This window comes from Actinokineospora bangkokensis (genome assembly GCF_001940455.1).
Lineage (GTDB): Bacteria > Actinomycetota > Actinomycetes > Mycobacteriales > Pseudonocardiaceae > Actinokineospora > Actinokineospora bangkokensis.
In genome coordinates this window covers 345467-371935 of the sequence record NZ_MKQR01000007.1, presented here as the reverse complement: position 1 = coordinate 371935, position 26469 = coordinate 345467, and the positions used below count along the sequence as shown (strand labels likewise).

Here is a 26469-nt window from a genome sequence, read left to right as displayed (position 1 = left end):
GCCCTTTCGTTGAGAGGGGGGCACCGGTGGAAGACGCCATCGACCCCGACCACATCATCCGCGGTTACGACTAACCCCCGATGACGACCACCCGAGGCCCCCGGAGCACCCCCGCTCCGGGGGCCTCGGCGCGTGCGGGGGCCGAATAAACCGGGTGCGGGTCGTGTTGGCCCGGAGAGGTGCACCCGAGCGGACAGGAGGCGGACCCCCATGAAGGCGGTCATCTACCGGGACAACGGCGGACCCGAGGTGCTGGAGCTGGTCGAGCGCGACCTGCCCGAGCCCGGCCCCGGCGAGGTCCGGGTGCGGGTGGTGGTGTCGGGGGTGAACCCGACCGACTGGAAGACGCGGGCGGGCGCCACCAACCCCAAGCAGTTCCCCGAGGTCACCCCGCACCTCGACGGCGCGGGCGTCGTCGACGCGGTCGGGGATGGCGTCGACCCGGGTCGGGTGGGCCAGCGGGTGTGGCTGTTCATGGCGACCGTGGGGCGCCCGTTCGGCACCGCCGCGGAGTTCCTGGTGGTCCCGGGAGAGCTGGCCGTGCCGCTGCCCGAGGGCGCCGGGTTCGACCTGGGCGCCTCGCTGGGCGTGCCCGCGGTGACCGCGCACCGGGCGCTGACGGTGGCCGAGGACGGGCCGACGCGGCTGGCACCGGGGGCGCTGGCCGGGAAGGTCGTGCTGGCCGCGGGCGGGGCGGGGGCCGTGGGCCACGCCGTCATCCAGCTCGCGCGGTGGGCGGGGGCCACGGTGATCAGCACGATCAGCGGCCCGGACAAGGCCCGCCTGGCCACGGCCGCGGGCGCGCACCACGTCGTGAACTACCGCGAGGGCGACCCCGCGGCGCGCATCCGCGAGCTGGCCCCGGACGGGGTCGACCTCATCGCGGAGGTCGCGTTGGGCGCCAACCTCGCCCTGGACCTGTCCGTCCTGCGCACCCGGGGCACCATCTCGACCTACGCCAACGACGGCGACAAGCCCGTGGGCCTGGACGTGCGCCAGAACATGATGCTCAACACCCGCTTCCAGTTCCTCGTCCTCTACACCGTCGGCCAGGCCGCCCTGACCGCGGGCGCCGAGGACGTCGCCGCCGCCGTGCGGGACGGGGCGCTGCCGGTCGGGGAGGAGCACGGGCTGCCCCTGGTCCGCTTCCCCCTCGCCCGCACCGCCGACGCCCACCGCGCGGTGGAGGCGGGCACCGTCGGCAAGGTCCTGGTGGACGTCGAGGGCTGACCTCCCTCGTCGGTGGGACGGGCCGTCCGGTGGGACGGGCCGACCGGTGGTTGACTGGCGGCATGGACGAGGCGCGGGAGAACGCCTTCGAGCTGGTGGCGGGGGGACGGGCGGTGGTGGTGACCACCACCGAGGACGTCGACCTCAGCACGGCCGACGGGGTGCAGACGAAGTGGGAGCGGGCCGCCGTGGCCGCGGTGCGGGCCGGGGCGGGGTTGCTCATCGTGGACCTGCGCCAGGTCGGCTTCCTGTCCTCGGTGGGGATCTCGGCGCTGATGCTGCTGAGCGCCAATTGCAGCCTGCGCGGGGTGGAGCTGGTGCTGTGCATGGACGAGGACCAGGCCGTGCGCCGGGCGCTCGACCTCACCGGTGTGCTCAGCACGGCCCTGCCCGCCACGACCAGCGTGGAGGACGCCCTCCAGCGCGTGCTCGTCGACCCGGCCTGACCGCGTATCGCAGGCGTATGCGCAACCGCGTACGCCCCGGCAACCCCGCGTCGCCTTCACTGGGGGCGTGAACCACAGCCCGTCCCGCCGCTCGCCTGTCGTCCTCGCCTGCTGCGCGCTCGTCCTGGTCGCCGCCGGGGTGTTCCTCCTGCGGCGACCGCTGCTGATGGCCGCCCCGGCCTGCGTGGCGGGGCGGTGGCACGGCTGCCTGGACACGGTGAACGGCGTCCTGCTGGCGATGCTGGCCGGGGTCCCGCTGGCCGTCCTGGTGGCGTGGGCGCTGGCGCGCGCCCGGCGGGCGGGCGGGGCCGGGTGGGCGTGGCGCAGGTCGCTGGCCGAGGTGGGCCTGGTCTACGGGACGGTGCCGTGGGTGTGGCTGACGCTGATGCCGGGATCGGGCGCCGGGGTCGTCCCCGGTCGGGTGAGCCTGGTGCCGCTGCGCGACCTCGCCACGATGGGGGCGCTCGGGATCGCGGGCAACCTGCTGGTGTTCGCCGCGCTGGGGTTCTTCGCCCCGGTGCGCTTCGCCGCCCTGGCGTCGCTGCCGCGGGTCCTGGCGCTCGGGGCGGTGTGCTCGGCGCTGGTGGAGGTGGCGCAGTTCGCCTTCCGCCTCGACCGGGTGTCGTCGGTGGACGACGTGCTGCTCAACGCCGCGGGCGCCGCCCTGGCGGCGCTCGCTTCGCGCCGCTGGTGGCGGCGGGACGCGCGCCACGACGGTGACCGCGCCGCCACCGCCGCGCACGGCTCCTAGGCTCAGCTCATGCGCGTGCTGATCGTGGAGGACGAGCCGTACCTGGCCGAGGCCATCCGGGACGGCCTGCGGCTGGCGGCGATCGCCGCCGACATCGCGGCCGACGGCGGCACCGCGCTGGAGCTGCTGGCGGTCAACACCTACGACATCGCCGTGCTCGACCGCGACGTCCCCGGCCCCTCCGGCGACGAGGTGGCCCGGCACATCGTGGCCTCCGGCAGCGGCACCCCGATCATCATGCTCACCGCCGCCGACCGCATCGACGACAAGGCCTCCGGGTTCGAGCTGGGCGCCGACGACTACCTGACCAAGCCGTTCGTGCTGCGCGAGCTGGTGCTGCGGCTGCGGGCGCTCGACCGCAGGCGCGGGCACGCCCGGCCACCGGTGCGCGAGCTGGCGGGGCTGCGGCTCGACCCGTTCCGCCGGGAGGTGTTCCGCGACGGGCGCTACGTCGCGCTCACCCGCAAGCAGTTCGCGGTGCTGGAGGTGCTGCTCGCCGCCGAGGGCGGGGTGGTCAGCGCCGAGGACCTGCTGGAGCGGGCCTGGGACGGCAACGCCGACCCGTTCACCAACGCCGTGCGGATCACCGTGTCCGCGCTGCGCAAGCGCCTGGGCGAACCGTGGGTGATCGCGACCGTGCCGGGGGTGGGCTACCGCATCGACACCGGTGAGCGAGCGGGTCGATGACCAGGGCGCCCGGGATGAGCGCGCGCCTGCGGCTCGCGCTGAGCTACGCCGGGTTCGTCGTGGTCGCCGGGGCGCTGCTCATGGCGACGGTGTGGGTGTTCCTGCTGCGCTACGTGCCTGAGGTGATCGTCAGCTACCCGCTGGGCCCGCCGGGGCAGCCGGGGCTGTTCATCCCGGACCGGGCCGACCTGCTGGCCGCCTTCGCGCCCCGGGCCGCGGTCGTGCTGCTGCTCCTGCTGGGGTTCGGCCTGCTCGGCGGGTGGTTCCTGGCGGGCAGGATGCTCGCGCCGCTGACCCGCATCACCCACGCCACCCGGGTGGCCGCGGGCGGGTCGCTGGCGCACCGGATCCGGTTGGCGGGCCGCGCCGACGAGTTCCGCGAGCTGGCCGACGCGTTCGACTCGATGCTCGCCCAGCTGGAGGCCAACGCCGCCGAGCAGCAGCGCTTCGCCGCCAACGCCTCGCACGAGCTGCGCACCCCGCTGGCCATCTCCCGCACGCTGCTCGACGTCGCCCGCACCGACCCCGACCACGACCCCCGCGAACTCGTGGCGCGCCTGCACGCGGTCAACGAGCGCGCCATCCACCTCACCGAGTCGCTGCTGCTGCTCAGCCGGGGCGACCGGGGAGCGTTCGCCCGCGGGCCGGTGGACCTGTCGCTGCTCGCGGAGGACGCGGTGGAGACCCTGCTTCCTCTCGCAGAGCAGCGCGGAGTCGGCTTGACCGTCACCGCGAGCCCCGCCCCCACCTCCGGTTCGGCGGACCTGCTCACGCAGGTGGTCGTGAACCTCGTGCAGAACTCCGTCGTGCACAACCTGCCTGCGGGTGGCCGCGCGGCGGTCCGCACCGGCACCGAGGGCGCCACCACCGTGCTCGCCGTCGAGAACACCGGGCCGGTGCTGCCCGCCGACCTGGTGCCGACCCTGGTCGAGCCCTTCCGCCGCGGGACCGAGCGCACCCGGTCGGACGAGCACGCGGGCGTCGGGCTCGGCCTCGCGATCGTGCACAGCATCGTGCGCGCCCACGACGGGACCCTGGACCTCGCGCCGCTGCGCGCGGGCGGCCTGCGCGTCGAGGTGCGGCTGCCGGGCGGCTCGGCCGTCCGGGGGACGCGCTCGCCGGGCCGCCGGGTCGGCGGGTAGAAACGTCCCCGACCGCCCAGGCGATGTGCTGCGCGGGACAGGGGGACGGGTGACCGAGGGACACGCGGGCGATCTCGCGTCCGCGCGGGGGATGGTCGGCGCTGCGGCCAAGGCGTTGATGGCGAGGGCGGGCGTGTTGGCGGGCCGCGCGCACGCGCTGCTCGGCGCGTCGGAGGCGCTGCGGGAGCGGGCGGGCGACCAGCTCGGCGGGCTGCTGGACGAGCTGGTGAGGACCGAACTCGCCCAGCGCCCGATCACCGACCTGCGCGGGCTGGTGGGCAAGGGCGTGCGGCTGAACGTCCTCGACGACGCCGGGTACAGCACGGTCGAGCGCGTCCTGCGTGTCGACGTCCACCGGTTGCAAGCCGTGCAGGGGGTCGGGCAGCAGTCCGCCAGGCAGGTCCACGCCGCCGCGCGGCGGCTCGCGCGCGACACCCGGCTGGAAGTCCGCTTCCGCTTCGACCCCGACCGCAAGCGCCCGGCGGAGACGCAACTGCTCGCGACCCTCGCCGCCGCCCGCCGGGCAGGCGGCGTCCCGCAGGAGCCGTTGCGGCGGTTCGTGGCGCGGGCCGAGGCCCTGGTGCGAGCCGCGGAGCCGACGAGCAGCCGGGCGGGCATGCTGTTCCGCTTCGGCAGCCGGAAGCAGGACGCGCTCGTCGCGCTCGCCCGGCTCGACGCGCTGCTGTCCGACCCGAGCACCAGGGCCCTGTTCCAGGAAGTGGAACAGCTGGAGCGGGCCGTCGACCCCGCCACCCACCGGCCGGACCAGGTGTGGCGGGAGTTCGGGCAGGACGCCGCCGCGTTCACCGCGCTGGTGTCCACGCTCACCGGCCACCGCGACGACGAACGCGAAGCGGCGCAGGGCTTCCTGCCCGACGAGCTGCGCCAGGCGATCAGCGCCGTCCCGCTGGACACCAGGCGCCTGCGGGCCACCCTGCGCGGGTACCAGGTCTTCGGCGCGCAGTACGCCATCCACCGGGAGCGCGCGGTGCTGGGCGACGAGATGGGGCTGGGCAAGACCGTGCAGGCGCTGGCAACCATCGCGCACCTGGCGGCGAACGGGCAAACGCGCTTCCTGGTGGTGTGCCCGGCGAGCGTGCAGGTCAACTGGCTCAACGAGATCAGCAAGCACACCGATCTCACCGGGCACAGCCTGCACGGCGCGGACCGGCTCATCGCCATGCACCACTGGCTGCGCACCGGCGGTGTCGCGGTCACGACGTTCACCACCCTGGGCAAGCTGACCGGCATCACCGGGTCGGGCATCGCGCTGGTGGTGGTCGACGAGGCGCACTACGTGAAGAACCCCAACGCCCAACGCGCGCGGCACGTGGCGGCGGTGGTGGGTGAGGCGCAGCGGGCGCTGTTCCTCACCGGCACGCCGATGGAGAACCGGGTCGAGGAGTTCCGCAACCTGGTCGAGCACTTGCAACCCGCGGTCGCGCGCGGCTTGGACCCAGCGGACGCCCTGGCGGGGGCCAAGCGGTTCCGGCGCGCCGTGGCGTCGGTGTACCTGCGCCGCAACCAGGAGGACGTCCTCACCGAACTGCCCGACAAGATCGAGGTCGAGGACTGGGTGCGCTTCTCCCCCGACGACAGCGCCGCCTACGAGCAGGCCGTGCGCAGCGGGAACTTCATGGCCATGCGGCGGGCGGCCTTCGCCTCGTCCCAGTCGGCCAAGCTCGAACGGCTCGTGGAGGTGGTGCGGGAAGCCCGGGAGGACGGCCTCAAGGTGCTCGTGTTCTCGACCTTCCTGGACGTCCTGGAGGTCGTGCGGGTGGCGCTGGGCGCGGCCGTGGTGGGGGTGATCACGGGCGCCGTGCCCCCCGCGGCCCGCCAGCGGGTGGTCGACGACTTCACCCGCCGCGAGGGCCACGCCGTGCTGCTCAGCCAGATCGACGCGGGCGGTGTCGGCCTCAACGTCCAGGCCGCGTCCGTCGTCATCATCGCCGAGCCGCAGTGGAAGCCCGGCACCGAGGAGCAGGCCATCGCCCGCGCGCACCGGATGGGCCAGGTGCGCAAGGTCCAGGTGCACCGGCTGCTCGCCCAGTCCAGCGTCGACGAGCGCATCCGCGAGGTCCAGGAGCGCAAGAGCACGCTGTTCGACGAGTTCGCGCGCAAGAGCGACGCCAAGGACGCCGACCGCAGGGCCACGGACACCACCGAGCACCGCCCCGCCGACGACGGCGCCGCGGTCACCGAGCAGGGCATCGTCCGCGCCGAACAGCACCGCCTGGGAATCACGGCCTGACCCCGGCCCCGCGTGACAGGGCCGTGACGCACGGCGTGCGGGGGTGAGCGGGTCCGGCGAGACTGCCAGGATGGCTGAGACGTTGCGCCGGGCGGTGAGCACACCGCTGTTGTTCCTCTTCGTGCTCGGGGACATCCTCGGGGCCGGGGTGTACGTGCTCGTGGGGACGGTTGCCGAGCAGGTGGGCGGCGCGTTGTGGGTGCCGATGGTGGTGGCGCTCGGGTTGGCCGCGCTGACGGCGGGGTCGTACGCGGAACTGGTGACGAAGTACCCGCGAGCGGGCGGGGCCGCGCACTACGCGCAGGAGGCGTTCGGGCCGGTGGCCGGTGCCCTCACGGGGTTCTGCATGCTCGCCGCGGGGATCGTCTCCGTGGGGGCGCTGGCGCGGGCGTTCGGGGGTGACTACCTGGCGGAGTTCGTGACCGTGCCGGTCGTGGTGGCCGCCGTGGTGTTCCTGGCCGCGTTGGCGTTGCTGAACATCCGCGGGATCCGGGAGTCCCTGGGGGCGAACGTGGTCGCGACGTGCGTGGAGGCCGGTGGGTTGGTGCTGGTGGTCGTGCTGGGGTTGTGGGTGGTGCTGCGCGGCGACGCGGACCTGGGGCGGCTGACGGACTTCAGCGGCAGCGGGGGCGGGGCGGTCAGCGGCGTGCTGGCCGCGACCGTGCTGGCGTACTACTCGTTCGTGGGGTTCGAGACGTCGGTGAACGTCGCCGAGGAGACCAAGGACCCGCGCCGGTCCTACCCGCGGGCGTTGTTCGGGGCGCTCGCCGCGGCCGGGGTGCTCTACGTGCTGATCGGCGTCGTGGCGGGGGCCGCCGTGCCCGCGGGCACCCTGGCCGGGTCGTCGGCGCCGCTGCTGGAGGTCGTGCGGGTGGCCGGGGGCGTGCCGACGTGGCTGTTCGGCGCCATCGCCGTGGTCGCCGTGGCCAACACGGCGCTGCTGACCGGCATCATGTCGTCCCGGCTCGCCTTCGGCATGGCCCGCGACGGGCTGCTGCCCGCCGCGCTGGCCAAGGTCCTGCCCGGCAGGCGCACGCCGTGGGTGGCGGCCCTGGCCACGGCGGGGTTGGCCCTGCTGCTGGCGCTGACCGGCGAGGTCGACGCGCTGGCGGGCACCCTGGTGCTGCTGCTGGTGATCGTGTTCGCCGTCGTCAACGCCGCGGTGATCGCCCTGCGCCGCGCCCCCGGCGAGCCGGGGCACTTCCGCGTCCCCGTGGTCGTGCCCTGGCTCGGCATCGCCTCCTGCCTGCTCCTGCTGACCCGCGTGGAGGGCGCGGTCTGGGTGCGCGGCGGCATCGTCCTCGCCGTGGGCGCCGTGTTCGCCGCCGTCACCGCCGTCCGCCGCAAGCGCGGGCTCATCACGCCCCGGGACGGGGCTTGACCTTCGAGTTGGTCGAAGCCCGATGATGGGGGCGTGCCCAAGTCCGAGCTGCTGACCATCGGGGACTTCGCGCGGGCGTGCGGGGTGACGGCCAGCGCGCTGCGCTTCTACGCCGACTCCGGCCTGCTCGCGCCCGCGAGCGTGGGGGCGACGGGGTACCGGTACTACGCGGTCGAGCAGGTGCCGCGGGCCGAGCTGATCCGGCGGTTGCGGGAGATCGACATGCCGCTGGAGCAGGTCGCGCGGGTGCTGGCGGGCGGGCAGGGGGCCGCGCGCCTGGTGGACGAGCACGTCGCCGGGTTGGTGCGGCGGGTGGACCGCGCCCGGGAGGTGGCGGTGGCGGTCAAGGCGGCGCTGGGGGCGGCGCCGGTGCCGGTCGTGCGGGTCCGGGGAGCGGTGTTCGCGGCCGCTGTGGAGCAGGTGCTCACGGCGACGGCACCGGAGGGCGACGTGCCCGTGCTGAACGGGGTGCACGTCGAGGTGTCGGCGGGCGCGATCGGGTTGACCGCCACCGACAGGTACCGGCTGTCGACGCGCACGCTGGTCCCGGACGAGTCCGGTGAGGACGGGTGGACCGCCACCGCGCACGCCGACGACCTGCGGTTGGCGATGGCGTGGGTGCGGCGCCAGCACCACCTGCGGATCGGCGTGCGGTCGTGGGTGCTCCAGCTCGCCGGGGACGACGCGGTGCGCGAGTGCCGCGTGCTCGCCGAGCCCTTCCCCGACTACCGGCAGGTGCTGGAGTCGCTGCCGCCGGTGTCCACCCGGGTGGTCGTGGCCCGCAACGCGCTGGTGGAGGCGCTGGAGCAGCACCACGACCCCGTCGTGCGGCTGGACGTCACCGACGCGGCCGTCTCCTTGGGACGCGCCGTCGACGCCGTGGTGGACGGGCCGCCCACCACCGTCCACTTCGCCGTCACCACCCTGCACCCGGCGGTCAGCAGCGCGGTGGGGCCGGACGTGATGCTCGACCTCGCCGGGGCGGACCAGCCCGTTGTCATCCGTTCCGCCGACGACGGCGACGTGACCACCCTCGTCATGCCGGTGCGGCCAGAGCCAGGAGGAACCACCACGTGACCACCATCGACCGGATCACCGAGGCCGTCGCCCTCGGGCACGCCGGGGACCCCGACACCGCCCGCGCCCGGCTGGGTGAGCTGTGGGACGAGATCGGCCCGGCGGGGGACGCCTTCCACCGCTGCGTGCTGTCGCACTACCTCGCTGACCTCCACGACGACCCCGCGCAAGCGCTCGTGTGGGACGTCCGCGCGCTCGACGCCGCCGCGTCCCTCACCGACGAGCGGGTGCGCGACCACCACGCCAGCCTGCACGTGGCGGGCTTCTACCCCTCCCTGCACCTCAACCTCGCGGACAACTTCCGCAGGCTGGGGTCGTTCGACGCCGCCCGGCACCACCTCGACGCCGCGCGGGAGCGGCAGCACGCGCTCGGCGACGACGGCTACGGCGAGATGATCCGGGGGGCGATCGCGGGCGTCGGCGCGGCGATCGAGCGGCGGTCGACGGCCAAGCGCACCGGCTGATCGAACGCGACCGCCGCGATCGGGCGCGCGGGCGGTGCCCCGGGACAAGCTGGACAGGCGAAAGGGGGCCTGGTGATCTCAGCGCTCAACTGCCTGGTCGACCTGGTCGAGGACACCCTGACCGACGGCGGTGTCGACCTCGACCGGCTGGCCAGGGCCACCGGGACGACCGAGCACCACCTGCGGCGGATGTTCTCCACGCTGGCGGGCATGCCGCTGTCGGAGTACGTCCGGCGGCGGCGGATGACCGTCGCGGCGGCCGAGGTGGTGCGCGGCGACGACGACCTGCTGGGCATCGCCGTGCGGTACGGGTACGGCTCGACCGAGGCGTTCGGGCGGGCGTTCCGGTCCGTGCACGGCGCCGGTCCCGGCGAGGTCCGCCGCGACGGCGGCCCCCTGCGCGCACAACCGCAGCTCAGGTTCCGCCTGACCGTCGAAGGGAGCACCCCCATGGACACCCGCGTCGTCGACAAGCCCGCGTTCCGGCTCGTCGGGCACGCCGCCCGCGTGCCGCTGGTCCACCGCGGCGTCAACGAGCACATCCAGCGCCACGTCGCCACGCTCACGCCGCAGGAGCACCAGCGGCTCAAGGACCTCGGTGACGCCGAGCCACCCGGCCTGCTCCAGGTCACCGACGACCTGGCGCCCGACGCCGCCGAGGGCACCGAGCTGACCTACCTGCACGGGGTCGCCGTGGCCGCGGGCACCCCGGTGCCCGACGACCTCGACGGCATCGAGGTGGCCGCGGGCCGGTGGGCGGTGTTCCGCACCAGCGGCCCGCACCCCCGGGCGTTGCAGGACACGTGGGCGGCCACGGCGACCGAGTGGTTCCCGTCGAACCCGTGGCGGCTGCGGCCGGGCCCGTCGATCGTGGCCATCCTCGACCGCGCCGCGGACTTCAGCACCGCCACCTGCGAGCTGTGGCTGCCGGTGGAGCCGGGCTGACACCGGGCCGGGAGCCGGGGGTCAGGTCGAGTCGCGCACGACCAGTTCGGTGGGGAGCAGCACCGAGGGGGGCAGGTGCCGCTCCCCCGCCAGCTGGGCCAGCAGGCGCCACGCGGTGCTGCGGCCCAGCTCCTCGACCGGCTGGCGCACCGTGGTCAGGGTCGGGTTCGTCGTCGTGGCCAGGACCGAGTCGTCGAAGCCGACCACGGCGAGGTCGTCGGGCACCCGGACCCCGCGCGAGCGCAGGTGCCGCAGGGCGCCGACGGCGAGCAGGTCGGCCGCGGCGAACACGGCGTCGAGGTCGGGGTGGGCGGCCAGCAGCTCGGCCATGGCCGCCGCCCCGGCCTCGACGGTGAAGTCCGCGTGCACCACCGCGTCCGCCCGGTGGCCCAGCTCGCCCATCGCCCGCCGCCAGCCGAGCAGCCGGTCGATGCCCGCCGCCATGTCCTGCGGGCCCGCGATGGTGCCGATGCGCCGCCGCCCGGTCGCGGCGAGGTGGCGGGTGGCGGCCAGCGCGCCGCCGAGGTTGTCCGCGTCGACGTAGGGCACGGTCGTGGCGGTGAGCGGGCGGCCGAGCAGGGCAACGGCCACCCCGGCGTCGGTGAGCCGCTGCGGCAGCGGGTCCATCCCGTGCAGGCTGACCACCACCGCGCCGTCGACGTGGCCCGCGGCGAGGTACTGCTCCAGGCGCTCGCGGTCGGCGCCGTGGCTCATCACCAGCACCATCTGCCGGTCGGCGGCGGCGACGGTGGCCGACACCCCGCGCAGCACCCCCGCGAAGAACGGGTCGCCGAACACGCGCTCGCCGTCCTCGGAGACGACCAGGGCGATGGTGTCGGTGCGGCGGGTGGCGAGGTTGCGGGCGGCGGGGTTGGGCACGTAGCGGGTGGCGGCGATGGCCTCGGACACCGCCGCCCTGGCCCTGGCGCTGACCCCCGGGGAGTTGTTGACCACCCGGGACACCGTGGAGCGCGACACCCCCGCGATCCTGGCCACCTCCTCCAGGGTCGCCGCGTCGCGCTCCCCCGGCTCCAGTCCGCTCACCGCACCTCCGCACCGCCCGGCACCCGGTTCTCCGCTGCCACCTTGGCATACCAGCGCCCGCTGAGCTTCACCGCGCGCGCCTGCGTGGCGTAGTCGACGTGGACGATGCCGAACCGCTTGGCGTAGCCCTCGGCCCACTCGAAGTTGTCCAGCAGCGACCAGGCGAAGTAGCCGCGCAGGTCGACGCCCGCGGCGATGGCGGCGTGCGCGGCGCGCAGGTGGCCCTCCAGGTAGTCGCGCCGGTCGTGGTCGAACACCTGGCCCGCCTCGACCCGGTCGTCGAAGGCGGCGCCGTTCTCGGTGACGTACCAGGTGACGCCCGGGTACCCGCGGTCGAGGTCGACCAGCAGGTCGCGCAGCCCCTCGGCGCGGATCTCCCACCCGGCGGCGGTGACGGGCAGCCCGCGCGGCGGGAACACCAGGTGCTCACTGCCCGGCCACGCCCCGCCCGCCCGCTCCCCCGCGCCCCCGGCGGCGACGTGGTGGTCGCGGTAGAAGTTGACCCCCACGAAGTCGACCGGCGCGGCGATCACCTGCGCGTCCCCGGGCCGGACGTGCTCGGCGAACCCGAGGTGGGCGACGTCGGAGAGCAGGTCGGGCGGGTAGCCGCCGCGCAGCACCGGGTCGAGGAAGAGCCGGTTCTGCAGGGCGTCCACCCGGCGGGCGGCGTCGGCGTCCGCGGCGGACGGGCTCGCGGGCAGCACGGGGAACAGGTTGAGCGTGATGCCCGCGACCGCGCCGGGGACGTTCGAGCGGATCACCGGCACCGCCAGGCCGTGCGCGAGCAGCAGGTGGTGCGCGGCGGCCAGCGCTGCCGCGGGGTCGGTGCGGCCGGGGGCGTGCACGCCGCTGCCGTAGCCGAGGAACGCCGAGCACCACGGCTCGTTCAGCGTCGTCCACATCGACACGCGGTCACCGAGCACGGCGGTGGCGGTGTCGGCGTACTCGGCGAAGCGGGCCGCGGTGTCGCGGGAGGTCCAGCCGCCCGCGTCCTCCAGCGCCTGCGGCAGGTCCCAGTGGTAGAGCGTGGCGACCGGGGTGATGCCGTTGTCGAGCAGTTCGTCGACCAGGGCGTCGTAGAAGGCGATCCCGCGGTGGTTGGGCCCGCCGCCGTCGGGGCGCACACGGGGCCAGGCGATGGAGAACCGGTAGGCGCCCAGGCCCAGCTCCCGCATCAGCGCCACGTCCGAGCGCATCCGCAGGTAGTGGTCGGCGCCCGGCTCCCCGGTGTCGCCGCCGACGACCCGGCCGGGCTGTCGGCAGAAGGCGTCCCAGATGGACTCGGTGCGCCCGTCGGCGGTGGTGGACCCCTCCACCTGGAACGCCGCGGTCGCGGCCCCCCAGACGAACCCCGGCGGGAACTCCAGCGCGCCTGCGGCGGCTCGGGGTCCGGCGGGCACGGGTTGAACGGACACGGGTCTCATCCCTTCACGGCACCTTGCATGATCCCGGCCACGATCTGGCGGCCGAGCAGGACGAACACGACGAGGACGGGGATGGTGGCCAGCGTCGTCCCGGCCAGCACCAGCGAGTAGTCCACGTAGAACCCCGACTGCAACCGCTCCAGCGCCAGCTGCACGGTGGGGTTCTCCGCGTCGAGCACGACCAGCGGCCAGAGGAAGTCGTTCCAGCTGGTCATGAACGTGAACATGCCCAGGAACGCCGCCGCCGGGCGCACCGCGGGCAGGCAGACGTGCCAGAACACCCGCAGCATCGAGCAGCCGTCCACCCTGGCCGCCTCGATCAGCTCGAACGGCACGGCCTCCACGGTGTACTGGCGCATCCAGAACACCCCGATCGCGGTGACCAGGTTCGGCACGACCACCGCCTGCAACCCGCCCGCCCAGCCCAGCTCCGACATCGCCAGGTAGAGCGGGATGATGCCGAGCTGGGTCGGCACGGCCAGGGTCGCCACCACGAACAGGAACAGCGCGTTGCGCCCGCGGAAGCGCAGCTTGGCGAAGGCGAACCCGGCCAGGGTGGAGAACAGCACGGTCGTCAGGGTCACCGTGCCGGAGACGACGACGCTGTTGCCCAGCGCCTTCCAGAACGGCACCGAGTCGAACACGCGCTGGGCGTTGGCGAGGAAGTTGCCACCGGGCAGCAGCGGCGGCACGGTCTCGGTGAGCATGCCGGAGTCGCGGCTGGCCACCAGGAACGACCAGTAGAACGGGAAGGCCGAGCCCGCGACGAACGCGATCAGCAGCCCGTAGGTCCAGAAGCGGGCGCGGCCCCCGGAGGAGCGCTCCTCGTTGCGCGCCGAGCGGCGCAGCGCGCGCGGCAGGGTCAGCGTCACCGCTCACCCCCGGTGCCCGCGATCCTGCGCGTGAGCAGGAAGTTGACCAGCGCGATCACGATGACGACGAGGAAGAGCACCCACGCGATCGCCGAGGCGTAGCCGAGGTGCTGGGTCTCGAACGCCGACTGGTACATGTAGAGCGTCACGGTCTGGAACTGGTTCACCGCACCGCCGTTGTTCGACCCCGGCATGGCGTCGAACAGCTTGGGCTCGGTGAACACCTGCAACCCGCCGATCGTCGAGGTGATCACCACGAAGATCAGCGTCGGGCGCAGCAGCGGCAGGGTGATCGAGGTGAACCGGCGCAGCGGCCCGGCGCCGTCGACGGTGGCCGCCTCGTGCAGGTCCTTGGGGATGGCCTGCATCGCGGCGAGCACGATCAGGGCGTTGTAGCCGGTCCACCGCCAGTTCACCATCACGGCGATGGCGACGTGGCTGGAGAACCGGTCGGCCTGCCAGTCCACCCGGTCCAGGCCCAGCGTCTCCAGCACGCCGTTGACCAGCCCGTACTGCGGGCCGAACAGGTTCGCGAAGATGATCCCGAGCGCGACCAGGCTCGCCACGTACGGCAGCAGCACGCTGACCCGCCACGCCGTCGGCAGCCGAAGCCGGGTGTTGAGCAGCGCGGCGAGCCCGACGGCGACGGTGATCTGCGGGACGGTGGAGAGCAGGAAGATGCTGAGGGTGTTCACCAGCGCGTTCCAGAACTGCGCGTCGGCGAGCAGGTCGGCGTAGTTGCCCAGGCCCACGAACGTCGGGCTGTCGTCGAGCAGGTCCCGGTCGAACAGCGACAGGTAGCCGGTGTAGAGCAGCGGGAACAGCCCCACCACGGCGAAGACGACGAAGAACGGGGCGATGTAGAGGTACGGGGAGGCCTTGACGTCCCAGCGGGTCAACCGGTCCCGCCAGGCCGGGCGGGGCGCGGGCCCCGGCTCCCGCGCGGGGGCGGGAGCCGGGGACTGCCGGGTGCTGACCACGGCTACCGGGCGATCTTCTCGGCGCCGTCGACCACCCGCTGCCACCCCTCGTCGGGGGTGGCGCCCTGCTCCACGGCCTGCAGGGCGGTGCTGGTGACGGTCTCCTGGATGCGCCCGTCGCCGGGGCCCTTGTACTGCGGCTTGGCGACCTTGCGGGCCTGCTCGGCGAACAGCTGCCCGGACTTGATCCCGCCGAAGTAGGCGTCGGTGGTGTCGAGCAGCTGCGGGGACTCCAGCGCCGCGACCTGGCTGGGGAAGTTGCCGGTCTTGAGGAACGCCTTGATCTGCTGCTCGGGGGCGGTCAGCCAGGCGGCGAGCTCGGCGGCCTCCCTGGGGTGCTTGCTCTGCTTGGGCACGGTCAGGTACGACCCGCCCCAGTTGCCGCCGCCACCGGGGAACGCCGCGGTGACCGCCCACTTGCCCGCGTTCTCCGGCCCGGCCTGCGCCTTGACCACCCCGAGCATCCACGACGGGCAGGTCTTGGTGGCGAAGGCCGCGGACTTGAACCCGGAGTTCCACTCGTTGGAGAAGGCGGTGAGCTTGGCCGTCTGCCCGCGCGCGCCCGCGGCGGTGACGGTGTTCCAGTTCTGCCGGATCGCGGCGTTGGACTCGATGGCGAGGGTGTCGTCGGGGGTGAAGAACCCGGTGGGCAGCTGGTTGTGCATGGCGTTGAAGATCTGCGCGTCGGAGTCGAACCACGCCTTGCCGGTCTTGCGCACGTACTCGTCACCGGCGGCGAAGTAGGCGTCCCAGCTGGCGAACAGCGGCTTGACCGCCTCGGGGTCGCTGGGTAGCCCCGCGGCCTCGAACAGGTCCTTGCGGTAGCACATGGCCAGCGGCCCGACGTCGGTCCCGTAGCCGATCAGCGCGCCCTTCTTGTCCTTGCCCGCCTGGTACTTCCAGTCCAGCCACCGCGCGGCGGTGACGTCCTCCGGGCCGATCTCCTCCAGGTTGTTGAACAGGTTCGACTTGGCCAGCACGTCGGAGAGGTAGCCCTCCTCGACCGCCACCACGTCCTCCAGGCCCTTGTTCGCCCCGAGCTTGGTGAACAGCTGCTGGTGGTAGGGCCCGCCCTGCCCGGTCTTGTTGTGCTTGACCGTGATCCCGGGGTGCAGCCGCTGGTACTCGGCCAGCAGCTCCTCGTAGCCGAACTCGGTGAACGTCCCGATGCTCAGCTCGACCTTCCCCCCGCTCGCCTGCTCCTGGCCCCCACCGCAGGCGGCCAGCCCTCCCCCCACCACCGCGATGGCGGCTGCCAGAGCCACGGCTCTGCACATTCGTTGGCGCACATCGACCCCTCGGGTACCACCCGGGCCACCACGACCCCGGCGTCTGGAAATTGGGAGCGCTCCCAATAAGGACGGGTGAAGTGTGGTCCAGCACACGCGCGCTCGTCAAGCATCACCTGCTCAGCGCCATGCCTACCTGCGCCAATCCCCTCCGCGCGGGTGAGAGCGCTCCCAAAGTGGCGGCACGCCAGGAACCGACCTCCGACACAGGCGGGGCCGAGCGCGCCGGGTCACGGGAGGGAGCCGAGCCAGCCTGCGTCGGCGCGGTCGGTGTCGATCGCGCCCCCACCCCCCACAACCACTGTCGATCCGCTTTTCCTCGATCGCCCGCCGTGGCCAAATGGACTGGATTCTTGCCCGAAAACCCCGCGCGGTGGACAAGTTCGACGCCGTTGTCAATGGTCGGATCGACCCGGTTGCATTGCTGGCGCACGCTGGTAATCTTCGTTTCCGCAGGTCGTCGACGTGCTCCGGGGAATTGAATCGGACAATTCGTCGCCGAGTGAAGCTGCCGAAGGGTATGCGGTTCCCATTTCCCGATTCGGTCCTGGAATCGTGCGCCTGCCGGGTCCTACGCTTTCCCGGCCGCCGGGCCCCCCGACCCGCACCGCACCACGACAACACCGCACCACGACAACACCGACACCCCGAGGAACACCATGAGATCCCGCAACGGGAAACGGCTCGCCGCGCTGGTCGCAGGACTGGTGGCCCTCGCCACCGCGGGCGCCGGGCAGGCGGTGGCGGACACGGTTGCCGATCCCGCCGGGCTGCCCTTCGTGGCCCTGGGCAGCTCCTTCGCGGCGGGGCCCGGCATCAAGCCGACCCAGGCCGGGACCGCCGCGTCCGACTGCGAGCGGTCCAACGACAACTACGCCAACCAGCTCGGCCGCGACCTGGGCGCCAACCTCACCGACGTCAGTTGCAGCAGCGCGACGACGAACAACGTCCTGGTCACCGGCCAGCACGGCCAACCGGCGCAGATCAACGCCGTCCAGAGCGGGACCAAGCTGGTGACGCTGACCATCGGCGGCAACGACGTCGGCTACGTCGGCAGCCTGATCCAGGACGCCCAGTGCACCGCGCGCAACACCAACACCCCCGACAACATCCCCGCGTGCTCGAAGAACCCGTCCGGCAACTACGACGCCATGAAGGGCAACATCAAGAACGTCATCGCGGAGATCCGCTCCAGGGCGGGTGCCGACGTGCGGGTCCTGCTGTTCACCTACTTCAAGATCCTCCCCGACTTCGGCAGCATCACACCGCTGGACAGCACCCACCTGTGCGCGAACGTGCCCCTCACCTCGGCCCAGTGGTCGACCATCTCGGCGGCGGGGACAGAGGTCAACAAGAAGATCCGGGAAGCGGCCCGGGAGTCCACCGGGACGACGGTGATCGACATGGAGGCGGAGAGCACCGCCACCGACCGCCACGACGTGTGCGCCGCCGACTCGTGGATCTTCGACTACTCCGCCCCGAGCGGCAAGTGGCACCCGACGGAGGAGGGCATGGGGAGGGCGGCGCAGCTGGTCAAGTCCACGCTGGTCACGCTCGGGCTCACCGCCTACGGGTCGGCCACCTCCGGCTTCGACGGCAAGTGCCTCAGCGTCAAGGGCGGGTCCTCCGATCCGGGCACCCCGGTCCGGGTCTACCCGTGCTCGGACATCGCCGCCCAGAAGTGGGCGTGGACACCGGCCAGCGGCGGCTCCCTGCGCGCGGTCAAGAGCTGCGTCACCGTGACCGCCGTCCCCGCGGCGAACGGCACCCTGGTCGAGATGGACCCGTGCAGCGGCGCACGGACCCAGCGCTGGACCAGGAACGGGGCGGACGGCCTGCGCAACCCGCAGAGCGGGCTCTGCCTCACCGCCCCCGCCGACGGCGGCACGGGACAGCTGTTCCTGTCCACCTGCACCGGGTCCGCGACCCAGCGGTGGGGCACGCCCGCCTGACCCGACGGGCTTCGACCACCCCTCACCACCTCCGGTCGACGACGATCGGGGCTGGTGAGGGGTGTGGCACGCCGGTTCAGCAGGCTGCTTCGGCGGGCGCTCGGGTCGGACAGGGCCGACCGGTCCGCGCTGCGCCGCAGTCGGCGGGAGGCCCTCCCCCAGTCCGGGCTCGCCGCCGCCACTCGTGGACCGCCCGGGATGCCCGGAACAGAAGCGTGGCCGGCACTACTGGGGCACCCGCTCGGGGTGTTGCGCGGTCAGTCGATGACCTTGGCGAGGAGGGCGCGGATCTCGGCGTCCAGCGCGCGGATCTCGGCGTCGATCTCGGCGAGGGGGCGCAGCGGGCGTTCGACGTGGAAGTGGCGGGTGAAGGGGATCTCGTAGCCGATCCGGGTCTTGGCGGGGTCGATCCAGGCGTCCGGGGCGTGCGGGTGGACTTCGCGGCGGAGGAAGTCCTCGGGGTCCTCGGTGAGCGGGACGTTCTCCTGGTCGCGCAGGTCGGGGTCGGGTTCGGGGGTCCCCTTGGCGCGCTGGGGCTCGCCATCGGGGTCGCGGGTGCCGAGGATGTCGCGCAGGGCCTTGGCGGCGGTGGCCGTGGTCGGCCACGGCACGCCCGCCGAGTCGGCCGCGGCGCGCACCGCCGCCCACGCGGTCGCCTTGTCGGGCCAGCGCTCGCCCAGCAGCGGGCGCAGCGCGTCCGCCAGGGCCGCCGCGTCCGTGGCGCGCTGGACGGGTTTGGCCGCCGCCAGCGCCGACAGCGCCTCCTCGGTGACCTCGAACCGCAGGCGCAGCGGGCGTTCCACGGTGATGCGCCGGTAGCCGAAGTCCTCGGTGCGCAGGACCTTCACCGCGTCCGAGTTCCCGTCCGCGGTGGTGTAACGCCGGGTGATCTCCGCGACCTGCTCGGGGCTGATCTGCTTGCGCTTGTCCCCCAACGACTTCCGCATCCGCTGCCACTGGTCGCGCGCGTCCAGCAGGATCACCTTGCCGCGCAGCCGCGCGGGCTTGCGGTTGCTCAGCACCCACAGGTACGTGGAGATCGCGGTGTTGTAGAACAGCTGGTCCGGCAGCGCCACGACGCCTTCGAGCCAGTCGTTCTCCAGCACCCACCGCCGGATCCGGGACGGGCCGGAGTCCGCGCCGCCGGAGAACAGCGGGGAGCCGTTGAACACCAGCGCGACCCGGCTGCCGCCCTCGGCCACCGGCTTGGCCTTGGCCAGCATGTGCTGCAGGAACAGCAGCGAGCCGTCGTTGATCGGCGGCAGCCCGGCGCCGAAGCGGCCGTCGTGGCCCAGGTCGGCGTGCTCGCGCTCGACGACCTCGCGCACCACCTTCCACTCCACGCCGAAGGGCGGGTTGGCCAGCAGGTAGTCGAAGGTCGCGCCGGGGTGCCCGTCGTGGCTGAAGCAGTTGCCGAGGGCGATCGCGCCCGGGTCGCGGCCGGTGATGAGCAGGTCGGAGCGGCAGATCGCCCAGGACTCGCCGTTGAGCTCCTGCCCGGACACCGCCACGCGCGCGTCCGGGTTGAGCCGGGTGATGCGCTCGGCGGCGGCGCTGAGCATGCCGCCGGTGCCGCACGCCGGGTCGAACACGGTGCGCACGACCCCCGGCACGGCGAGCGCGTCCCGGTCGGGGGCCACGAGCAGGTCCACCATCAGCTCGACGACCTCGCGCGGGGTGAAGTGCTCCCCCGCGGTCTCGTTCGACTGCTCGGCGAAGCGGCGGATCAGGTCCTCGAAGACGTAGCCGACCTGGTGGTTGCCGACGACCTCCTGCCGCAGGTCCAGGTCGGCGAAGCGGGCCGCGACCTGCGGCAGCAGGCCCGCCGCGGCCAGCCTGCGCACCTGCTGGGGGAACTCGTAGCTGTCCAGCACCTCCCGCGCCTGCGGCGAGAAGGCCGCCAGGTACTCCAGCAGCCGCTCGGCGGGCTCGGGGTCCGCCGCGATCGAGGCGAGGGTGTGGGTGCTGGCGTTGGCGAACGCGGGCCGCCCGGCCGGTGCCGCCAGGACGCACTCCAGCCTGCGCAGGACGGTGAAGGGCAGGATGACCTTGCCGTAGTCGTGCTGGCGGTAGCTGCCGCGCAGCAGTTCGGCCACCGACCAGGCGTGGTTCGCCAACCGCACGTGCGTCCCGCTGTCCACAGCGCCCTCCCGGGTCTCGCGCCCATCGTCGCAGCCCGGCCGGGCGCGGGCGCCCCGGGCGGGTCAGCGCCCGGCGGTGAGGACGTCGAAGGCCTGCTTGCGGTGCGCGGCGAACAGCGGCAGCGCGGTGGCGGCGTCGCGGGCGCGCAGGGCGGCGGCGAGGGCGCGGTGCTCGGCCGGGACGCCGGTGAGGTAGTCGTCGGCGCTGCGGGCGATGCGGGTGAGCAGGAACAGGTGCACCTGGTTGCGGATCGCGCGCCACGCCGCCGCCAACCGCCCGTGGTGGGCGGCGGCGAACACCGCGTCGTGGAAGGCGATGTCGCGGGCCGCCAGCTCGTGCGGGTCGGCGGCGCGGGCCATGGCCGCCGCGGCGCGGTCGACGGCGTCGAGGTCGGCCTCGGTGGCGCGGGCGGCGGCGGCGCGCACGGCCAGCTCCTCCAGCGCGCCGCGCAGGCTGTCCAGCTCGACGACGTCCTGGTCCGACAGCGCGGTGACGGTGGCGCCGCGGTGCCAGGTGACGTGCACCAGCCCCTCGCCCTCCAGCGCGCGCAGGGCCTCGCGCACCGGCCCGCGGCTGACCTGCAACACCCCGGCCAGCTCGACCTCGCGCAGGGCGGCGCCGGGCGGGTAGGCGCCGCCGAGGATGCCGTCGCGGATGCGGTCGGCCACCTCGTCGGACAGGCCCCGGCGCCGGGCCGGGCGGACCTCGTGGCTGGTCATCGCGTCCTCCCCGCTCACTTGTCGTGATGTTAACATCCAGACATCCCACGAACGGAGGCACCGTGAGCGTCCTGGACTCCCCCATCCCGCGCTTCCACTTGGCCGTCCCGGTCGACGACCTCGACGCCGCCCGCGCCTTCTACGGCGGCGTGCTCGGCCTGACACAGGGGCGCAGCGCCGAGCGGTGGGTGGACTGGGACCTGCACGGGCACCAGTTCGTCACCCACCTCGCGCCCGGGCGGCAGGCCCGGGTGCACAACCCGGTTGACGGCCACGACGTGCCGGTGCCGCACTTCGGGCTGATCCTCACCGTCGAGCGGTTCCACGAGCTGGCCGAGCGGGTGCGGGCCGCGGGCACCGGGTTCGTCATCGAGCCCCACGTGCGCTTCGCGGGTCAGCCTGGCGAGCAGTGGACGATGTTCCTGCTCGACCCGGCGGGCAACGCCCTGGAGTTCAAGGCGTTCGCCGACGACGACCAGGTCTTCGCCGTCTGAGGGCCCCGGCCCGCTCAGACGACCGCGTCCTGCTGCTCGATGCCGTGCACGGCCAACTCGTGCTTGCGGTGGTGGGCCGGGCTGACGCCGTGCACCCGCTTGAACGCCGTGCTCAGCGCGAACCCGCTGCCGTAGCCGACCTTGGCCGCCACCGAGCCGACGGTGGCGCCGGGCTCGCGCAGCAGGTCGGCGGCCAGGGCCAGGCGCCACCCGGTGAGGAAGGCCATCGGCGGCTCGCCCACCAGCCGGGTGAACCGGCGGGCCAGCGCCGCCCGGGACACCCCGGTCGCCCTGGCCAGCGCGTCCACCGTCCAGGGCCGGGCCGGTTCGGTGTGCATCAGCCGCAGCGCGGCGCCGACGACCTCGTCGGTGTGCGCCCGGTACCAGGCCGGGGCCATCGCGTCCGGCCGGGCGAACCAGGAGCGCAGGGTGGTGGTGAGCAGCAGGTCCAGCAGCCGGTCGAGGACGGCGGCCTGGCCGGGTTCGTCCTTGCCGACCTCGGCGGCCAGCAGCGGGATCAGCGGCGCGTCCGACAGCGCGACCAGCGGCGGCAGCGCGCTGAGCAACCGCTCGCTGACCGCCCCGCGCAGGTTGTAGGTGCCGGTGAGCAGCACCGTCTCCCCGTCCGGGTCGTTGCCCCAGGTCCGCACGCCCAGGTCGCGGTAGTCGCCGCCGGGGCCGCTGTCGGGCGCGCGGCAGGCCTGGTCGGGGCCGATGACGATCTGCGGCTCGGTGGCCGGGTCGTCGGCGGCGGTGTAGTGCTCCGGGCCGCGCAGCACCGCGACGTCGCCCGCGCGCAGGCGCAGCGGCGGCTGGCTGTCGACGACCAGCCAGGACTCGCCCGCCACGGCGGCGACCAGGGTCAGCGGGGCCTCGTCCACGACCCGCAGCGACCACGGCGCGCGCATCACCGAGCGCAGCAGGAAGGCCCCCTGGGCGCGGGGCCCGTCGAGGAGGGCGGCGAGGGCGTCCACAGCCCCGATCGTAGTGGCTGGGCACGGCGTAGACGTTCGATGATGCGCGCGCGCTCGTGGGCTATGGAGCGCGCCGCCCCGCCGTTGTTGACTGGTGCTCATGTCGATCATGTCCCAGCAGGCGCTCCTGGTCGCCGCCGCGATCGCGACCGGGCTGGTGGCGGGCACCTTCGCCGCCTTCAGCGCGGCCGTGCTGCCCGGCCTGGCGCGCGGCTCGGACCGCACGTTCGTCGAGGCGATGCGCCAGGCCAACGCCGCCATCCAGAACCCGCTGTTCTTCGCGGCGTTCTTCGGCGCCGCCGTGCTGCCCGCCGCGGCGGCGTGGTCGCTCGACGGCCCGGCGGCGGGGTGGGCGCTGGCCGGGCTCGCCTGCTACCTGGTCGCCTTCGCCACGACGGTGGTGGTCAACGTGCCGCTCAACAACCGCCTGGACGCCGCGGGCGAGGACCACGCGGCCGCGCGGGCCGCCTACGAGCGGCCGTGGACCCGGGCCAACCACGCCAGGGTCGTCGCCGCCACCGCCGCCCTGGGCTGCCTCGTCCTGGCCGCGCTGAGCTGCTGAAGCCGGGTGGTGGACCGGCTGGGGGTCTGTCCACCACCCACCCCCCGGGGAGGGGGCCGCCACTGGGGGGCGGTCCCCTCCCCGGTGCGGGGTAGCGTGGGGCCATGAGCGGAGTCGAGGTCGTGGACGTGCCCGAGCGCAAGCGCTTCGAGGCCCGCGTGGACGGCAAGCTGGCCGGGTTCGCCGAGTACCTGCGCCACGACAACCTGGTCGTGCTGCCGCACACCGAGGTGGACAGCGCGTTCGAGGGCAAGGGCGTCGGCGGGGCGCTGGCCAGGGCCGCGCTGGACGACGTGCGCGAGCGCGGGGTGCCGGTGCTGGCGACCTGCCCGTTCATCGCCGGGTGGATGCAGCGCCACCCCGAGTACCTGGACCTGGCTTACCAGAAGGGCTAGCCCGCACGAGGGGCAGCCGTGGTGCCAGGCCGGGGACGGTGGCGGATCTGAACAACGCCTAGGCCTGGCGCTTCGGGAAGAACGTCCAGCGCACCACGACCAGGGTCGCCAGCGCGGCGACGAGGACACCGGCGAACGCCTGCTGGGCGCCCTGCGTCGCGGCCCCCAGGCACAGGGCGTCGACCGCGGTGAGGACCAGCAGCCTGCGCGCCAGTGACCCCGCCGACAGCGGCGGCCGGTCCGCGGCGAGGCGGCGGTCGTTGACGCGCGCCAGCAGCCTGCGCCTGCCGCCGTACCAGGCCGCGGCCGAGGTGTCGGCGGCCGCGGCGGTGGCGGCGTAGTCGGCGTCGTCCCACGGCACGACGGCGGCGAGGCGCGCGAGGTGCCGGGAGCCGTCGAGCGCGGCGGTCTCGGTGAGGTGGCCCGCCTCGGTGGTCCACAGCGCGCCGTGGGCGAGGGCCAGCGGGCGCACGCGGCACCACGGGTCGCCCGCGATGGCCTCCTGCACGCGCGGGGTGAGCAGCAGGCGGGCGGCGTCCGGGTCCTCGGCGTGCACCTCGAACCGGTCGGCCAGGGTGATCGCGCCCTCGACGGGGTGCAGCACGGCGTCGGGGCGCACCGCGCCGACGAGGTTGCGGGTGGTGCGGGCGTCCTCGGCCGGGTTGTGGTGGCCCGGCACCGGGGTCAGCACGACCGCGGGCACGCGGGGGACGCGCACCTGCACCAGCGCGCACGTGGCGTCGACGAGGGTGATCGCCTGGTCGAGGCGACCCCCGGGCCGCACGCCCGGCCGGTCTGAGGTGTGCGAGGTGTACTGGGCGGCCAGCACGCGGTGGCCCTGCGCGGTGAACTCGACGGCGGTGGTGAACCGGCCTGCGGGGTCGTCGTGCGCCACGGCGGCCACGGGCCCGGGGAGCACGCCGAAGCTCGGCGCGGTGCCCTCGTCGAGCACCACGCCGAGCCTGCGCATCCAGCCCGCCTGGCGGTGCCCCAGCCACCACACCAGGACGGTGAAGGCGAGCGGCAGCAGCGTCCACACCTGGTACCAGCCGCCGTCGAACGTGCCGCCGGACACGGCATACCCGGTGGTCAGCGCGCCGACACCGCCCGCGATCCCGTACGCCACGGCCGACGCGAGCCGCCACCCCCGGTTCTGCGCGAGCACGCCGAGCAGGAGGGCGGCGACGGCCACCGCGCCGCCGAGCGCCGAGGTCTGCGCGACCCCCACTAGATGTCGAGGTTGCGGCGGGTCTCCTCGGGGCTCTGACCGCCGCCGATGTCACCCTTGCGCACCGGTGCGTCCCCGCTGATCGCCTCGCGGGCGGTCTGGTCGGCCTCCTCGTAGAGCGCCTTGCCCGCGCCGATGCCCGCCTTGATGCCCGCCCCGGTGAGGAACGGCGTCACGCCCGCGTGGGTGCCCAGCGCGGTGGTGAGCACGCGCCTGCTGGGCTGGAACACCTGGCGGCCGCCGGAGTCGACGACCTTGCCGACGCGGAAGCGCTCGGCGAACTTCTCCAGCTTGCCCGCGTACTTGACCAGGAACTGCATGAACTCGTCCAGCAGCTTGCCGAACTTGCCCAGGTAGCGGGTGACCTTGGCCAGCACGGTCGCGGCCTTGGCGATCGAGGCGGTCATCGCCGCGGCCACCGAGCCGCCGAGGGTGATCACCGACGAGGCCAGCGCGGGCAGCCACAGCGTGATCAGCCAGGACACCAGCTCGGAGATGATCGCCTTGATCACCTCCTCGATGACCACCATGACCATCGACCACATCTGCAGCACCTCGGCCACCGAGCCCGCGCTGGACCCGACGCCGCGGATGCCGGTGGAGAACTCGCCCAGCGCCTCGCGCGCGGCGTCGCCCGCCTCGTCGCGCCAGTCCTTGAGCGCCTTGTCCCCGGTCGCCTCGAAGTCGTCGGCGAGGGCGAGGAAGCCCTGGGCGATGGTGGTGAAGTTGCCCGAGGCGTGGCCGATGGCCGGGCCGTCGCCGCTGACCTGGTGCAGCGCGTCCTGCAGCGGCTGCACCAGCTCCAGCAGCATGTTCAGCCCGTTGCTGACCAGCCAGCCGATCGGGTCCATGGCGAAGGTGGTGACGTCCGCGGCGGCCCCGGCGACGAACGCCGCGCCGTCGGAGGCCAGCCCCTTCGACGCCGCCGCCAGCTCCGCCAGCCCGTCGGCCTCGCCGAACTGCTGGGCGTGCTCGGCGATGGACTTGCCGGTGGAGTAGACGTTGCCCACGACCGGGGTCGCCTCGGCGGCGCGGTCGAGGTTGGCGCCGAAGCTCTCGTCGTAGGCGGAGACGTCCAGCTGTCCGGAGATGCTCTGCTTGGGCTCGGTCACGTCTCCCCCTTATCGCGGACCGTCGATGACGGCCTCGTGCGCGCCGAAGCGCATCACCGCGTCGTCCTCGGTGCCCTGGTAGGTCGCGGCGGTGTCGGAGATCTTGGTCGACAGCGCCTCCACGCCGGACTTCATCTCCTCCAGCAGCGACCGCAGCTCGGTCAGCTTCTCGGTGTACTGGCCCTTGGCGAACGCGCCCATCACGCCCCAGGCCTCGCCGCTGACGTCGGCGACGTCGATGAGCCGCCCGAAGCCGTCCGCTTCGGACTGGTAGTACCCGAGCTGGCCCGAGTACGACTGCAACGCCGAGATGTCGACGTCGATGTGGTCCGGTGTGGTCATCGGGGCCCCTGGTAGATCGACTGGTCGCTGTAGTCGTCGAAGTCGTCGTCCGGCGCGGTGCGCCGCGCCGGCCGCTCTCGGCGCTGGGACGCCGCAGCGGGCCCGCCGGTTCCCGCGGCCTGCTGCTCGGCGGCCTCCTGCTGGGCCCGCTCGACGAGCCCGGTGGTGCCCAACCCGCCCCCGAAGGCGCCGTCGACGATCCCGGCCTGCCGCCGCGCGGCCTCGGCCACCGCCTCGCGCAGGGTCGCCATGATGGTCTGCGCCAGCGCCTGCGCGGGCCTGCGCATCGCGTCGGCCCCGAGCTGGATGTCCTTGACCGCGCCCCCGGCCCCGGCCACCACCCGCACCGCCCGGTCCGGGGAGGTCGCCACCACCTCCAGCGCGGTCAACTCCCCCTGCACGGCCGCGACGCCGTCGAACCGGGCCTCGGCCTCCCGGATCCTGGCCTGGAACTTCCCGAACTCGGCTGCGAGCCGATCCAACTCAGCGGACACCACGAACTCCTCACCCCGGCAACCGGTTGCCGAACAGGATGCCATTCACCCCGTCCGACGGCCCCTCCTCCC

General features: G+C 73.9%; 26 protein-coding genes. 14 read left to right on the top strand and 12 right to left on the bottom strand.

What is annotated here, in order from left to right; all coding sequences use genetic code 11:
• Positions 1–210: 210 nt before the first annotated feature.
• The 10 genes from BJP25_RS06025 (at position 211) to BJP25_RS05980 (ending at position 10374) form a co-directional block, all read left to right on the top strand.
• Positions 211–1230 (top strand): NADPH:quinone reductase, encoded by a 1020-nt coding sequence (locus BJP25_RS06025; protein WP_075973757.1) that lies wholly within the window; start codon positions 211–213, stop codon positions 1228–1230.
• A 62-nt stretch (positions 1231–1292) separates the two neighbouring features.
• Positions 1293–1676, top strand: coding sequence for an STAS domain-containing protein (locus BJP25_RS06020; protein WP_075973756.1), 384 nt, complete (start codon positions 1293–1295; stop codon positions 1674–1676).
• Positions 1677–1743: 67 nt separating this feature from the next.
• The gene (locus BJP25_RS06015; RefSeq protein ID WP_075973755.1) at positions 1744–2427 is read left to right on the top strand and encodes a VanZ family protein; all 684 of its coding nucleotides are present in this window, start codon (positions 1744–1746) and stop codon (positions 2425–2427) included.
• A 9-nt stretch (positions 2428–2436) separates the two neighbouring features.
• Positions 2437–3114, top strand: coding sequence for a response regulator transcription factor (locus tag BJP25_RS06010; RefSeq protein ID WP_075973754.1), 678 nt, complete (start codon positions 2437–2439; stop codon positions 3112–3114).
• Positions 3111–4256, top strand: a complete 1146-nt coding sequence (locus BJP25_RS06005) for a sensor histidine kinase (RefSeq protein ID WP_075973753.1) — start codon at positions 3111–3113, stop codon at positions 4254–4256. Before BJP25_RS06010 ends, BJP25_RS06005 begins: the two co-directional genes overlap by 4 nt.
• Before the next feature lie 49 nt (positions 4257–4305).
• On the top strand, positions 4306–6507 hold the full coding sequence (locus BJP25_RS06000; protein ID WP_075973752.1) for a DEAD/DEAH box helicase: 2202 nt from the start codon (positions 4306–4308) through the stop codon (positions 6505–6507).
• Positions 6508–6577: 70 nt separating this feature from the next.
• On the top strand, positions 6578–7888 hold the full coding sequence (locus BJP25_RS05995; RefSeq protein ID WP_075973751.1) for an APC family permease: 1311 nt from the start codon (positions 6578–6580) through the stop codon (positions 7886–7888).
• Positions 7889–7921: 33 nt separating this feature from the next.
• On the top strand, positions 7922–8965 hold the full coding sequence (locus BJP25_RS05990) for a DNA polymerase III subunit beta family protein (RefSeq protein ID WP_075973750.1): 1044 nt from the start codon (positions 7922–7924) through the stop codon (positions 8963–8965).
• A complete protein-coding gene (locus tag BJP25_RS05985; RefSeq protein WP_075973749.1) occupies positions 8962–9429 on the top strand; it encodes a soluble NSF attachment family protein in 468 nt (155 codons plus the stop codon). The genes BJP25_RS05990 and BJP25_RS05985 overlap by 4 nt, the downstream gene beginning before the upstream one ends.
• A 72-nt stretch (positions 9430–9501) precedes the next feature.
• Positions 9502–10374 carry an AraC family transcriptional regulator gene (locus tag BJP25_RS05980; RefSeq protein ID WP_075973748.1) on the top strand — a complete coding sequence of 291 codons (873 nt, stop codon included), beginning with the start codon at positions 9502–9504 and terminating at the stop codon, positions 10372–10374.
• Positions 10375–10395: 21 nt separating this feature from the next.
• On the opposite strand, the gene BJP25_RS05975 is transcribed toward BJP25_RS05980, so the two are convergent.
• From BJP25_RS05975 to BJP25_RS05955, 5 genes are read right to left on the bottom strand one after another with little or no spacing between them, the layout of a single operon-like run.
• The gene (locus BJP25_RS05975; RefSeq protein ID WP_075973747.1) at positions 10396–11418 is read right to left on the bottom strand and encodes a LacI family DNA-binding transcriptional regulator; all 1023 of its coding nucleotides are present in this window, start codon (positions 11416–11418) and stop codon (positions 10396–10398) included.
• Positions 11415–12833 carry a GH1 family beta-glucosidase gene (locus BJP25_RS05970; protein ID WP_075973746.1) on the bottom strand — a complete coding sequence of 473 codons (1419 nt, stop codon included), beginning with the start codon at positions 12831–12833 and terminating at the stop codon, positions 11415–11417. Before BJP25_RS05970 ends, BJP25_RS05975 begins: the two co-directional genes overlap by 4 nt.
• A 5-nt stretch (positions 12834–12838) precedes the next feature.
• Positions 12839–13690, bottom strand: a complete 852-nt coding sequence (locus BJP25_RS05965; protein WP_198943381.1) for a carbohydrate ABC transporter permease — start codon at positions 13688–13690, stop codon at positions 12839–12841.
• Positions 13691–13710: 20 nt separating this feature from the next.
• Complete coding sequence (locus tag BJP25_RS05960; protein WP_075973745.1) at positions 13711–14694, bottom strand: carbohydrate ABC transporter permease; 984 nt, start codon at positions 14692–14694, stop codon at positions 13711–13713.
• 2 nt (positions 14695–14696) lie between these two features.
• Positions 14697–15971 carry an ABC transporter substrate-binding protein gene (locus BJP25_RS05955; protein WP_075973744.1) on the bottom strand — a complete coding sequence of 425 codons (1275 nt, stop codon included), beginning with the start codon at positions 15969–15971 and terminating at the stop codon, positions 14697–14699.
• 671 nt (positions 15972–16642) lie between these two features.
• Between BJP25_RS05955 and BJP25_RS05950 the strand changes: the two genes are divergently transcribed.
• Positions 16643–17935: a ricin-type beta-trefoil lectin domain protein gene (locus BJP25_RS05950; protein ID WP_075973743.1), complete on the top strand. Its 1293-nt coding sequence runs from the start codon at positions 16643–16645 to the stop codon at positions 17933–17935.
• Between the two features lie 257 nt (positions 17936–18192).
• On the opposite strand, the gene BJP25_RS05945 is transcribed toward BJP25_RS05950, so the two are convergent.
• A complete protein-coding gene (locus BJP25_RS05945) occupies positions 18193–20076 on the bottom strand; it encodes a type I restriction-modification system subunit M (RefSeq protein WP_075973742.1) in 1884 nt (627 codons plus the stop codon).
• A gap of 63 nt (positions 20077–20139) precedes the next feature.
• Positions 20140–20796 (bottom strand): GntR family transcriptional regulator, encoded by a 657-nt coding sequence (locus BJP25_RS05940; RefSeq protein ID WP_075973741.1) that lies wholly within the window; start codon positions 20794–20796, stop codon positions 20140–20142.
• Between the two features lie 62 nt (positions 20797–20858).
• On the opposite strand from BJP25_RS05940, the gene BJP25_RS05935 reads away from it, so the two are divergent.
• Positions 20859–21290, top strand: coding sequence for a VOC family protein (locus BJP25_RS05935; RefSeq protein ID WP_075973740.1), 432 nt, complete (start codon positions 20859–20861; stop codon positions 21288–21290).
• Between the two features lie 14 nt (positions 21291–21304).
• Here the strand turns inward: BJP25_RS05935 and BJP25_RS05930 are convergent, their stop codons facing one another.
• Complete coding sequence (locus tag BJP25_RS05930) at positions 21305–22264, bottom strand: AraC family transcriptional regulator (RefSeq protein ID WP_075973739.1); 960 nt, start codon at positions 22262–22264, stop codon at positions 21305–21307.
• Between the two features lie 100 nt (positions 22265–22364).
• Here BJP25_RS05930 and BJP25_RS05925 point away from each other — a divergent pair, with 100 nt between their 5' ends.
• The gene (locus BJP25_RS05925; RefSeq protein ID WP_084793764.1) at positions 22365–22826 is read left to right on the top strand and encodes an anthrone oxygenase family protein; all 462 of its coding nucleotides are present in this window, start codon (positions 22365–22367) and stop codon (positions 22824–22826) included.
• Between the two features lie 104 nt (positions 22827–22930).
• Positions 22931–23221 (top strand): GNAT family N-acetyltransferase, encoded by a 291-nt coding sequence (locus BJP25_RS05920; RefSeq protein ID WP_075973738.1) that lies wholly within the window; start codon positions 22931–22933, stop codon positions 23219–23221.
• A gap of 58 nt (positions 23222–23279) precedes the next feature.
• Here the strand turns inward: BJP25_RS05920 and BJP25_RS05915 are convergent, their stop codons facing one another.
• The 4 genes from BJP25_RS05915 to BJP25_RS05900 are packed head-to-tail and all read right to left on the bottom strand — an operon-like array spanning position 23280 to position 26397.
• The gene (locus tag BJP25_RS05915; RefSeq protein WP_075973737.1) at positions 23280–24449 is read right to left on the bottom strand and encodes a hypothetical protein; all 1170 of its coding nucleotides are present in this window, start codon (positions 24447–24449) and stop codon (positions 23280–23282) included.
• Positions 24449–25561, bottom strand: coding sequence for a hypothetical protein (locus BJP25_RS05910; RefSeq protein ID WP_075973736.1), 1113 nt, complete (start codon positions 25559–25561; stop codon positions 24449–24451). Before BJP25_RS05910 ends, BJP25_RS05915 begins: the two co-directional genes overlap by 1 nt.
• A 9-nt stretch (positions 25562–25570) precedes the next feature.
• Positions 25571–25903: a hypothetical protein gene (locus BJP25_RS05905; RefSeq protein WP_075973735.1), complete on the bottom strand. Its 333-nt coding sequence runs from the start codon at positions 25901–25903 to the stop codon at positions 25571–25573.
• Positions 25900–26397 carry a YbaB/EbfC family nucleoid-associated protein gene (locus BJP25_RS05900; protein ID WP_075973734.1) on the bottom strand — a complete coding sequence of 166 codons (498 nt, stop codon included), beginning with the start codon at positions 26395–26397 and terminating at the stop codon, positions 25900–25902. Before BJP25_RS05900 ends, BJP25_RS05905 begins: the two co-directional genes overlap by 4 nt.
• Positions 26398–26469: the final 72 nt, after the last annotated feature.

Coding starts and splice junctions, on each gene's coding strand:
- BJP25_RS06025 (WP_075973757.1), top strand. CDS start 211: ATGAAGGCGGTCATCTACCGGGACAACGGCGGACCCGAGGTGCTGGAG.
- BJP25_RS06020 (WP_075973756.1), top strand. CDS start 1,293: ATGGACGAGGCGCGGGAGAACGCCTTCGAGCTGGTGGCGGGGGGACGG.
- BJP25_RS06010 (WP_075973754.1), top strand. CDS start 2,437: ATGCGCGTGCTGATCGTGGAGGACGAGCCGTACCTGGCCGAGGCCATC.
- BJP25_RS06005 (WP_075973753.1), top strand. CDS start 3,111: ATGACCAGGGCGCCCGGGATGAGCGCGCGCCTGCGGCTCGCGCTGAGC.
- BJP25_RS05995 (WP_075973751.1), top strand. CDS start 6,578: ATGGCTGAGACGTTGCGCCGGGCGGTGAGCACACCGCTGTTGTTCCTC.
- BJP25_RS05955 (WP_075973744.1), bottom strand. CDS start 15,971: ATGTGCAGAGCCGTGGCTCTGGCAGCCGCCATCGCGGTGGTGGGGGGA.
- BJP25_RS05950 (WP_075973743.1), top strand. CDS start 16,643: ATGAGATCCCGCAACGGGAAACGGCTCGCCGCGCTGGTCGCAGGACTG.
- BJP25_RS05940 (WP_075973741.1), bottom strand. CDS start 20,796: ATGACCAGCCACGAGGTCCGCCCGGCCCGGCGCCGGGGCCTGTCCGAC.
- BJP25_RS05925 (WP_084793764.1), top strand. CDS start 22,365: ATGTCGATCATGTCCCAGCAGGCGCTCCTGGTCGCCGCCGCGATCGCG.
- BJP25_RS05920 (WP_075973738.1), top strand. CDS start 22,931: ATGAGCGGAGTCGAGGTCGTGGACGTGCCCGAGCGCAAGCGCTTCGAG.
- BJP25_RS05905 (WP_075973735.1), bottom strand. CDS start 25,903: ATGACCACACCGGACCACATCGACGTCGACATCTCGGCGTTGCAGTCG.